This is a genomic window from Candidatus Hydrogenedens sp. (assembly GCA_035378955.1).
Taxonomy (GTDB): Bacteria; Hydrogenedentota; Hydrogenedentia; order Hydrogenedentales; family Hydrogenedentaceae; genus Hydrogenedens.
Window position 1 is genome coordinate 1 of record DAOSUS010000088.1, and the last position, 10763, is coordinate 10763.

Genomic DNA, 10763 nt, shown 5'->3' on the forward strand with positions numbered 1-10763 from the left:
TTTCTATATATTTTTCCCTTTTCAAATAATATTTATTCATATCAGCCACTTTCCAGAAATCATAGATTTTCACTGCATACCTTTGTTATGGAATTAAATATTCCATTACGGGTTTACCTTCTGCGATATGTCGTTTCACAATCTCCCGTATCTTTTCTATGTTCAATTTACCATAGCGATATTCAGAACCTGAGGACTTATGCGTAACAGTAATCATAGGTTCACGGTCGCAAAGACCTGCACATCCAGATTGTCGAACTGTAACATTTGTAATACCTATGGCTGAAAGTTCAGAGATGAGGTTTTTCAATACTTCTCTGGCACCAGCAGCAATGCCACATGTTCCCATGTGAACTGTAATCACCAAATCCTTTTGAGAATTGCGAATCTCAATGTCCTTAATTGCCTTTTCACGCAAAGCGTTAAGGTCTTCCGGAGAACGAATAATATTTGACATGACTTTTCTCCTTAACTATTTATTTTTTTCTGTGTTTTTGTTTATATATTGGTCTAAAATAGCCTGAATCCGAGCCGGTTTTACTCGTTGATGGACATCTTTATCAACCATAATTGCAGGAGCAAGTCCACAAGCACCAAAGCAACGAGCTACCTCCAATGAGAACATACGGTCTTTTGTAGTTTCGCCTACATCGATGTGAAGTTTATCCTTAATTGCAGCAAGGACCTGTTTTCCACCACGGACATAACAAGCAGTTCCTAAACAAACACGAATCATATGCTTTCCACGAGGCTGAGTTGAAAAAAATGAATAAAAGGTTACTACGCCTGCAACTTCGCTGTACGATTTGTTTAGTCCCAGACTAATCTTTTTCAAGGCACTTTCGGGTAGATACCCAAACATAGCCTGAGCAATCTGCAGAACAGGAATGAGAGCACCAGGCTTATCCTTATATTCTGCGATTACCTCATCAAGCCGAGAAAGCAATTCTTCTTCACTTGCTTCTTCCATACACGCATGTTTTGATTCTTCATTCATATTTCATCTCCTACAAAATTTTTTATTGATTGGTTGTTAATGTTTCGTATTCACCCTCAGTGATTTCATTTTCTACTTTCCATTTTTCTTCTTCTGAATAATGTTTCATTCTTCTTGCAAAGAAAGAAACTTTTTCAAATGTAGCGGAAAGGTCAACATGTTCTACAAAAACATTATCGGGCACTTTGATTCGTAATGGAGAAAAATTCAGAATTCCACTAACCCCTGACTGAACAAGAAGGTCACAAACGGATTGTGCTCCTTCACCCGGAATTGCAAGGATACCAACCACACTTTTTGTCTCTGCAATTACTTTTGATAAGTCAGACATAGCATAACAACGACAACCATGAAAAGTTTGTCCTATTTTTGCAGGGTCTTTATCAAAAGCAGCACGAATTGCTAATTGCCTCCATCGTCCTGCAAAGTTAGCCAACAAGGCAAGTCCTAAATGTCCAACACCTATTAAAACGGCACTTTGTGGTAATGGTGAATCTAAAAAATTTGCAATGCTTTCTAATAAAGGACGAATCCTATATCCACTATTAGGTATCCCTGAATAACCTAACTGCATTATATCCCTACGCACTTGGGCGGGCTTTATATGCAGTATATTTGCAAGTTCATGCGACATTATCGTTTCTTTACCCTCAACCCTCAATTGCTGAAGTATTCGGCGATATAAGCTTAATCTTTCTACTGTTTTTTCAGATACCATAATCTTTTATTTGTGAAATTTTGAACAAATTTATATACTTACCTGTAAGTATAATCGTGAATTCTTTAACAAATTATATCACATCTATTCCCTAGTGTCAAGCAAAAAATATATTATTTTTTAAAATTTTTTTCTTTTAATAAAAATAATTTCTGCCTTATTTTTTTCTATGTGATATATCTCTTCTATATTTTATTGACTTTTTTCTTTTTTTATTGCTATAATTTATTTAGTTTATTTATTGTTTTTTATAACATTATAGGTAATGCAAAGGAGACTAAAATGAGACATGGTATTTTGAATTTGTGTTTTGTGTGTTTTTTATCCTTACTTATTTTCTTTAACAGTTCTATTGCATTTTCTCAGGAAGAAGTCCCTCGTGTTTTATTAGTAGGAGATAGTTGGACAGGCTTCATGTGGGCATTCAAAACATTTAAAGAAATATTTTTGGAAACACCTGGATTGGAAAACATTCGAGAGATAGGCAGTCATACAGCCATAATGGGAGCACGAGCATTTGAATTTTATCCAGAAGAATATAATTATATTCAAAATATAAAGGACGATTTAGCAAAGTATCCTATTATAGATATTGTAGTAATGACATTAGGAGGTAATGATTTCTTAAGAGGAACACCTCAAACTCCTCGCTGGGATTGTAGTATGTTATCCAATCCTTCACAAGAACAATTTATCATCAATACGATTGTAAATTATATGAGTGGCATTATTGATGAAATTCTTGCAGTCCGACCGGATATTCGAGTAGCCCTATGTGGTTATACTTTTGCAGGTAGAGACCGTGGTGGTTGTTCAATATGCGATCAACAAAATGCTTTTGTTCGTTTTGAACAAGCCAAAAAGGCTCTTGCTGATAGTAAACCACGGGTTTATTATGTCCATAACCTTGGACTCATGCAATATCATTTTGGCACATCAACCCCAACGAATTTACCTCCTAATTCTGTTCCTTATCCTGGCAATTACCCTTCTTATTCTCCATTTCCCGGTGGTGACCCTTGTTCCTTAGTTCATCCTGATGCACTTTTTGATGGTGATATCCATTTATCACAGCCAGGTTATAAAATATTAGCCCAGAGATGTATGTCCGAATTTATCAGTCAATGGCTGGATTATCCAAAAGTTTATTTTATTAATAGTATTTCTTCAAATGGAAATACAATGACTTTTTCAGTAACTTTTAGTGAGCCTGTTTCAAATGTTGATATAACTGATTTTAATGCCAAGGATAGTTTATCGTCTCCCCTTCCTATTCTTTCTGTTAATAATATTCAGGGAAATCAAATTTACAATGTAGTTGTAGATACTACAATCGCTGTTGGAAATGTTACACTTTGTGTGATTGATAATGATTCCATTGTAGATGCTACTTCAAAACCATTAGGAGGACCCGGTACAGGAACATCAGAAGGTAACGGTGATTTTTGTTATAATGGCGTTTGGGAATACCATGATTTTATTAGACAGCCCGACCATGAAATTGTAGCAGGTATGCAATATTTACATGAAAACCTTAGTGCCTATTATGTTTTACTGAGTGACCAAGGAGCAGAAGGACTTTCATTCAATCCTGAAGAGTGTGATTTAAATGGTGGACAAATTTCTATAGACCCCATCATTATTTCTGGAAATGGTATGTTAGATTCTTTAGAATTCTCCCTCATTACAGAATGTTACAATAATCCCTCTATTGATTTTACGGCTAATGGAGGAGTGAGTCATCAAATTGCGGTAAATGCCTATAATCAAAATATGCAAAGAATGATAACTGATGTCGGAGGAACTAATGGGATTGTCTATACTATTTTCTATGGTTTACCTCAAATGTTAGCAGGATATATGACCTTAGGGAATCAAGAGTCAACCATGATTCCTACGGTAATTTCTCTTGCGGCACAAGCCATTGACCCAAATTTTAATATTCATGTAAACATAATTACTCCTATCTATTATCAACTCCTTCCTCAATATTTTGGTCCTGATGGTGATGCAGATGGAGATGGCTGGACAAATAAACAGGAGTATGAATATTTCGTTCGTTCTAATATGAGTTATGAAGAGAAAAAACAAGCGTATATAAATTCCGCATTAAATCCGGATGTATATCCAGGTTCGGATTGTGAGGAATGCCGCACTTCTTCCACATTAGGTGGAATTTTCAAAGTAGGTTCGGATGTCTGTTTGCGTGTTCCGGACCCTGTGGCTACAAATTCTTCGTTTAACTGGACAAAATTAAATGGTAGTTTAGAAGGAAGAGGTCTAAATACCCATTGTCGTTCCCTCTGGATTCCTAATGCACAAGTCGAAGATACAGGAATATATATATGTGAATATGATAATGGACAGAAAACAAATACTACTTACGAATTTCATGTTATCATCTCTGATGAAGTACCTATCAGTTCGTCTTTGACACTTGTATTATTTGTAGGCGTTGTAACTTTGTGTTCTGTTTTAATCATAAGAAAACAATATGTAAGATAAAAAATCAGATAGACATAACCCCTTAAACATATCTTCATGTTTAAGGGGTTTTTATTTATTCTGCAATTCTTATTAGTCCACATAATTTTGCAAAACGAATAACCTCATCCATTTCTTCTCGAGTAGGTCTCCGTGAAATTTGAAAATAACATGGATTATCCAGAACTTTATAAGTAGGTCGATACTGTTCCATAATGTTGATATAAGTATTTTCGGAAATATCTTTTGCTAACCATCTTAATATCTCTTTTGTTTCATGGATTAGCCCGGGCATTACAAGATGTCTTACCAATAATCCTCGTTGAGCAATTCCATCAGAATTTATTACTAAATCTCCTACCTGGCGATACATCTCTTTTATAGTTTCTTTTACTACACCCGGATAATTTTTAGCATTGGAATATTTACGTGCCGTTTCATCCTCCCAATATTTTACATCGGGCATGTAAATGTCAATCCAGTTTTCAAGTATTTTTAATGAATCAATACTATCATAAGAATTTGTATTGTAAACGATAGGAAGTTGTAATCCACCTTGTTTTGCGATAATTAGTGCTTCGATAATCTGAGGGATTACATGGGAAGGAGAGACAAGATTGATATTATGACAACCCAAAGACTGTAAGTTTAACATCATCTCCGCAATAATTTCTGTAGAACATTCCGGACCTGATGGATATTGACTTATTTCATAATTCTGACAAAATACACAATTCAAATTGCACCCACTAAAAAATATCGTGCCCGAACCGTGCCATCCTACCAGATAGGATTCTTCCCCAAAATGTGGAAAGGCACTTGAAACCCTTGCATACCGACCTATTTTACAATGACCTATTTCATTATCCAATCTATTAACACCACACCTCCGTGGACATGCACAACAATTTTGTAGCGTTTTATTTATCCATTCAAGACACTCGTTTTCCACATCTTTATTAATACTTAAATATACTGGTTTCATATTTTTCTTTAGTGAAATTTTAAAGCAAAATTATCTCAATTAATTATAAGACATATCATTTTCTTATCCCTTAAATTTATATTTGTTAATGATATAACAGATATAAATTTCCTTTTAAAAACACAATCAAGACATATTCTATAAATATATTACATTTTATAGATAAATTGATATTTTACTTTTTAATATTATTTTTTTATGATATTATATGTTTATTGTTTAAAAGTATCTTTACAAAAATTAACAAACAAACGATAGGAGATTTTTTATGAAGAAATCTAAGAAAGGTTTCACTCTAATCGAGCTGTTGGTCGTCATTGCTATTATCGGAATTCTTGCTGCTATTTTATTGCCTGCATTAGCAAGGGCTCGTGAAGCAGCAAGAAGGTCAAGCTGCCAGAACAATTTAAAGCAATGGGGATTGGTATTCAAAATGTATTGTGGTGAAGCAAAAGGCGAAAGATTCCCAAGAATTCTTGTAAGGGAAGGCTCACAACCTATATATAGAGACTGTGATGTTGCCAATCCTACATACACTACTTTTACAAGGTCTGTATTCCTTGCTATGGGTCCTGATTTAACAACTTTGTATCCTGAATACCTAACGGACCCTGCGATAATCTTCTGTCCATCCGATGCACAAAGTAATATAAAAGATGTTACCAACGATGCTACAGGTGAGAATACAGCGGGTTGGTTATGCACTAATGAACATTATGGTGCGGCTGCAATAGATGAAAGTTATATATATATCGGTTGGGTTTTAGACCGAGCCAAAACTACAGACAACCCTATGACATTACCAGCAGTTCCTCCACTAATTAATGAACCTGTAACAGGACCAGGACAATTTGTTGAACTTGCTTTAAATACACTTGTCCCTGTTTTTGCTAACCCATCACAATGGCCCAATCTCGTTGATAAAGATGTACCAGTATCAGCAGGTAATGGTAATGGAGGTGGCAATACTGTATACCGATTAAGAGAAGGAATTGAAAGATTTTTAATTACGGATATTAATAATTCAGCATCCTCTGCCCAAGCACAGAGTTCTGTATGGATTATGCTCGACCATGTTTCAACCAAACCCGAAGGATTTAATCATATTCCCGGTGGCTCTAATGTGCTTTATATGGATGGACATGTAGAATTTATTCGTTATGTTGCAGAAGACCCATTAAATCCGACAGGAGCCGGAACTCCTCCTGTAAATGCAGGTATGGCTGAAATTATTGGTATGTTTATTTAGTAACAATATTCATAATTCTACATTTATATTATTGTATATTGTAAAAACAACGAGTCTAAAAAAAGACAGTAATCTTTTGTGATATTGTTATTGAAATAAAAGTAGGGGCAATAAATTTTTCGCCCCTACTTTTTCTATCTATAAGATAGTGTCATTCTCACTTATAACGGAATATTCATCAAAACTAAATAAGGGTTATTTATTGAAGTAATTTTCCTTGATATTCACCCGTCAAAGATTTTAAGAACTTTGTGATTTTTTCTTCTTCTGTTTTGGGTATTTGTTTGCCTACTTGATACTTCAACATAATATTTACTACTTTTTGTAAATCGTCCGTAGAACCATCATGTAGATAGGGTTGGGTAACTGCAATATTACGAAGTAAGGGGACTTTGAATTTATGTTTATCCTCTTCATTTTTTGTAACATTGTATCTCCCTAAATCGGCTTCTTTTATTTCTCCGCCACGGTCTTTGAAATAATCGGCTTTTAAGCCCATTTTTTCATAAGATTGACCGCCCATGGCTTTGCCTACATGACAGGTAGCACATCTGTATTTCTTAAATAAAGCATATCCTTCCTTTTCCTCTGCGGTAAGAGCATCTGTCTTGCCTAATAAAAATTGGTCAAACCGTGAATTAGGAGTTATAAGGGTCTTTTCAAACTCCGCTATTGCATTCGTAAAATTCTCTTTATTGTATCCAGAGGGATATACTTCAAGGAAAGATTTTGTAAATTCTTCATCTTGATTTAATTTTGATGTTACCTCTTCCCAGTTGGAAGCCATTTCTTTAGGATTATTTACGGGACCATCTGCCTGCTCCTGCAAATCTTTGGCACGACCATCCCAGAATTGGACAAAGTTAAACAAGGCATTATATACAGTGGGAGCATTTATTGGACCAATAGCACCTCCCACACCTTCAGAAAATTTCTTGCGGTCAACCCCTCCGGTTCCTAAATCATGACAACCCGCACAAGCAAGACTATTATCCTTGGATAATCTTTTATCATGATATAGTTTATTCCCTAACGCTACTTTTTTCTCGTCCACATTTACTTTTTGTGGTAAAGGTTGAACAACTTCTTCTTTTAAATTTTCAGGAATACCCTCAGTAGCATAGTGCTTGGCTCGTGTAGATTTTACCCATGTTAAAATTAAATTTTGTTCTTCTTTTGACAGCATACTATCCCAATGTAAAGCGATGTATCGCAAGGGTGGCATTTCATTCATCAATGTTGTATGTTCAATTTTTGCTAAGGCAACTTCTGTAGGTGGTTTATTCTCACCCGGGAATAATTCTTTTACCATATTCATATAAAACAAACCCAATTTAATATCTGCTTCTATTATTCCTCTGGCTATGGGAAAGTTAGCATAGAAAGGAAGTTTGTATTCTTTGGTATGACAGTTCACACATTTTTTTTCTAATATAGGTAATACTTTTGCAAAAGACGGGTCATCTACTTTTTGTTTTGTAATAGCAGTACCAACAGGAGGACCTACAATAAGATTTACTATAGGAAATGCCAACGCTAAAAGAATACCAAGAACGATTACTGTGATTACATATTTTTTCATGCACACACTCCTTATTTTAATTATTATAAACTTTCCCCAACCTAATCCCTATAATTAGTATAATATATCCATTATATTTTTTCAACTACCATGTAATATAAAACTAAAATAAAAAAACATGTTAAGAGAAACCAACAAAAATATAAAAGGCAACAATTCTTATCATTTAATAGATTCTGGTGACCGACTTAAGTTAGAACAAGTAGGTCCTTACAAAATTATTCGTCCTGCACCTGAAGCATGTTATCCTAAAACTCTCCCGGATTTATGGGAAAAAGAAATAGATGCTATATATGTTCGTTCCGATGAAGGTGAAGGGCATTGGGAATATCAGAACCTCATACCTCAACAATTTCCTATCTCTATACAAGATTTTAATATTTATGCAAAGATAACCAGTTTTGGGCATATTGGTTTTTTCCCCGAACATCTTAATTTATGGAATCTTTTATTAAATCTCCAAATAAAAAATGTAGATGCCGTTCATGTTTTAAATCTTTTTGCATATACAGGTCTTTCCACAGTTGCATGTGTCAAAAAAGGCTTTCAGGTATGTCATGTGGATTCCTCAAAAGGAATGGTTGAATTAGCGAAGATGAATATGAAACTGAACAATCTAAATGAGAACTCCGTGAGATGGATGGTAGAAGATGTAAAAAAATTTGTTAGTAGAGAAATTAAAAGGGGAAAAACTTATAACGGATTTATCCTTGACCCTCCATCTTTTGGAAGAGGACCTAAAAATGAAGTTTGGAAATTGGGACAGTACATATCTGGTTTATTAGATGATTTAATGATGCTTTGTAAGGGTTCCCCTTTATTTATTTTTCTGACATGTTATTCTTCTGATTTTACACCTATGATTCTTGAAAGAATATTAAGGACATATATAAAAAAAGATGGGATTTTTTTATCAGGCGAATTGACTATAAAAGAAGTTTCAGGACATCTCTTTTCATCAGGAGGAGCCTGTTGTGTTTATATCCAAAAAGAAGCTCTTCCCGAAAATGTCCTGATTTTTCAACATTACTAATAAAAGAGGGAGATAAGAATAAAATCTTATCTCCCAATCTATGCATTATTTTAGTGTTTTAGTTCAGAAGTGGAGCGAAACCATCCTCTGTTCCTTCTTGGAGGATATATCCTTTACCAGGTGCATTATAGAGTTGGATTTGCCGTAATAATTCGGACAAATTAAACTTCCAATCTTGAATTTGATAGTCTCCAGAATGAGGCGCACAATTCCTATGCTTACCATCTCCGAGGCCATAACCATCTTCAGAAGTATCATCACAACCATATCCACCATAATTAAACATCTGGATTACTCTTAACATTTCAGAAAGAGATATTGCCCAATCGCGATTAGAATCAGCGGAATGTGCTCTTTCAGGTGGCCAGCCTTTTATCAGTGGGGTTTCAACTATGGGAGATGTGAGTTCCTCACTATTGACCGTTCTATAAAGGACATAGCCACTGATAACAACTTGTCCATCTGCATCACTTGGAACGGATACCGTATACACAACCTTAATCGGGAATGGTGGAATATCCATCCATGCAAATTCTAATGTTCCTGTTGCACCATTAGAAGGAACAACAACCGCGTTACTTGATTCCACAACAGATTGTAATACCCACCCTGTCGGGAGTGTTTCTTTCAAGCCTAATGCAGAGACATTTAAACGAATAGGATTTCTAATAGTCAAAACAACTGTCAAGGTTTGTCCAGGCCAATATCTGTGATTTCCTGAAACTGCTCGTTCTAAAATCAAAGATGTGGGTGGCTCATTACCACCGGGTCCAGGACCTTCTCCACCTGTTTCATTCGATTGTGCTTGACATTTTCCAACAATGGCTTGTAATTCTTCCAGAGTAATCACACCATCGTTATTAAGGTCAAGCATACTCACAATACGAGAGAGCCATGTTTGGTCTATAGGCATCATATAAACAGATGCAATAGCCGTGATTATTTCATTTATATCTATCACACCATCTCCGTTCTGGTCTATCGTATTGAACATCTGAATTGCATAAGGTGCCAGAGAACAGGGATTCCAGAGGTCTGGGAATATTATAATTTCTCCCTCAAGAGAAGGTTCGCCTTCAGGAGGCTCTTCGGCACAAGTGCTCGATACGGCTTTAATTTCATCTTTTATTACAGATCCATCGCCATTGAGGTCAAACTTCTTGAACACTTCAGATATTATAGAAATATCTACCGGCAACGGAACTGTCATAATTACAGGACCTGTAAGTTCATCCATTGTGATATGGCCATCTTTATTCTTGTCAATCAAATCGAAATATTCAAGAGCAAAGGGCGCAATTTTACATGGGTCAGTTGGAATTTCAAACTCACCTTCAATAGGTATAGGAGGTTCCCCTTCAATAGGAGAAATTTCCGGACATTCATCCAAAATGGCTTTAAGTTCATCTTTGATAATTTTTCCATCTGCATTCAAATCAAAGATGGCAAAAACCTTCCCTACAATACTTGGATCAATAGGTAATGGATATATTGTAACCACAGGAGTAGATAATAATTCTTCTATTGTGATAGCACCATCAGAATTTACATCAAGAATATCAAAATATTTAAGAGCAAGAGCACCTAATTCACATGTGTTCCAATTTATAGGAGGAAGTTCGCCTTCCCACGGAGGTAATTCACCTTCCCATGGAGGTAATTCACCTTCCCATGGAGGAAGTTCACCTTCCCATGGAGGAAGTTCACCTTCCCAT

General features: G+C 35.5%; 9 protein-coding genes. 3 read left to right on the plus strand and 6 right to left on the minus strand.

Translation table 11 applies throughout. The features are described from left to right. Positions 1–85: 85 nt before the first annotated feature. From PLA12_12845 to PLA12_12855, 3 genes are read right to left on the minus strand one after another with little or no spacing between them, the layout of a single operon-like run. Positions 86–457, minus strand: coding sequence for a (2Fe-2S) ferredoxin domain-containing protein (locus PLA12_12845; GenBank protein ID HOQ33382.1), 372 nt, complete (start codon positions 455–457; stop codon positions 86–88). A gap of 15 nt (positions 458–472) precedes the next feature. Then, positions 473–997 carry an NADH-quinone oxidoreductase subunit NuoE gene (gene nuoE, locus PLA12_12850; GenBank protein ID HOQ33383.1) on the minus strand — a complete coding sequence of 175 codons (525 nt, stop codon included), beginning with the start codon at positions 995–997 and terminating at the stop codon, positions 473–475. Between the two features lie 22 nt (positions 998–1019). Then, on the minus strand, positions 1020–1715 hold the full coding sequence (locus tag PLA12_12855; GenBank protein HOQ33384.1) for a redox-sensing transcriptional repressor Rex: 696 nt from the start codon (positions 1713–1715) through the stop codon (positions 1020–1022). 282 nt (positions 1716–1997) lie between these two features. Between PLA12_12855 and PLA12_12860 the strand changes: the two genes are divergently transcribed. Further along, the gene (locus PLA12_12860) at positions 1998–4220 is read left to right on the plus strand and encodes a hypothetical protein (protein HOQ33385.1); all 2223 of its coding nucleotides are present in this window, start codon (positions 1998–2000) and stop codon (positions 4218–4220) included. A gap of 55 nt (positions 4221–4275) precedes the next feature. Here PLA12_12860 and PLA12_12865 read toward each other — a convergent pair whose 3' ends face one another. Further along, complete coding sequence (locus tag PLA12_12865) at positions 4276–5184, minus strand: radical SAM protein (GenBank protein HOQ33386.1); 909 nt, start codon at positions 5182–5184, stop codon at positions 4276–4278. 268 nt (positions 5185–5452) lie between these two features. Here PLA12_12865 and PLA12_12870 point away from each other — a divergent pair, with 268 nt between their 5' ends. Then, the gene (locus PLA12_12870) at positions 5453–6433 is read left to right on the plus strand and encodes a DUF1559 domain-containing protein (GenBank protein ID HOQ33387.1); all 981 of its coding nucleotides are present in this window, start codon (positions 5453–5455) and stop codon (positions 6431–6433) included. A gap of 199 nt (positions 6434–6632) precedes the next feature. On the opposite strand, the gene PLA12_12875 is transcribed toward PLA12_12870, so the two are convergent. Then, complete coding sequence (locus PLA12_12875) at positions 6633–8015, minus strand: cytochrome c peroxidase (protein ID HOQ33388.1); 1383 nt, start codon at positions 8013–8015, stop codon at positions 6633–6635. A gap of 118 nt (positions 8016–8133) precedes the next feature. On the opposite strand from PLA12_12875, the gene PLA12_12880 reads away from it, so the two are divergent. Beyond that, positions 8134–9048: a class I SAM-dependent methyltransferase gene (locus PLA12_12880; protein ID HOQ33389.1), complete on the plus strand. Its 915-nt coding sequence runs from the start codon at positions 8134–8136 to the stop codon at positions 9046–9048. 58 nt (positions 9049–9106) lie between these two features. Here PLA12_12880 and PLA12_12885 read toward each other — a convergent pair. Then, on the minus strand, positions 9107–10763 hold a 1657-nt coding region (locus tag PLA12_12885), incomplete at its 5' end, for an EF-hand domain-containing protein (protein ID HOQ33390.1).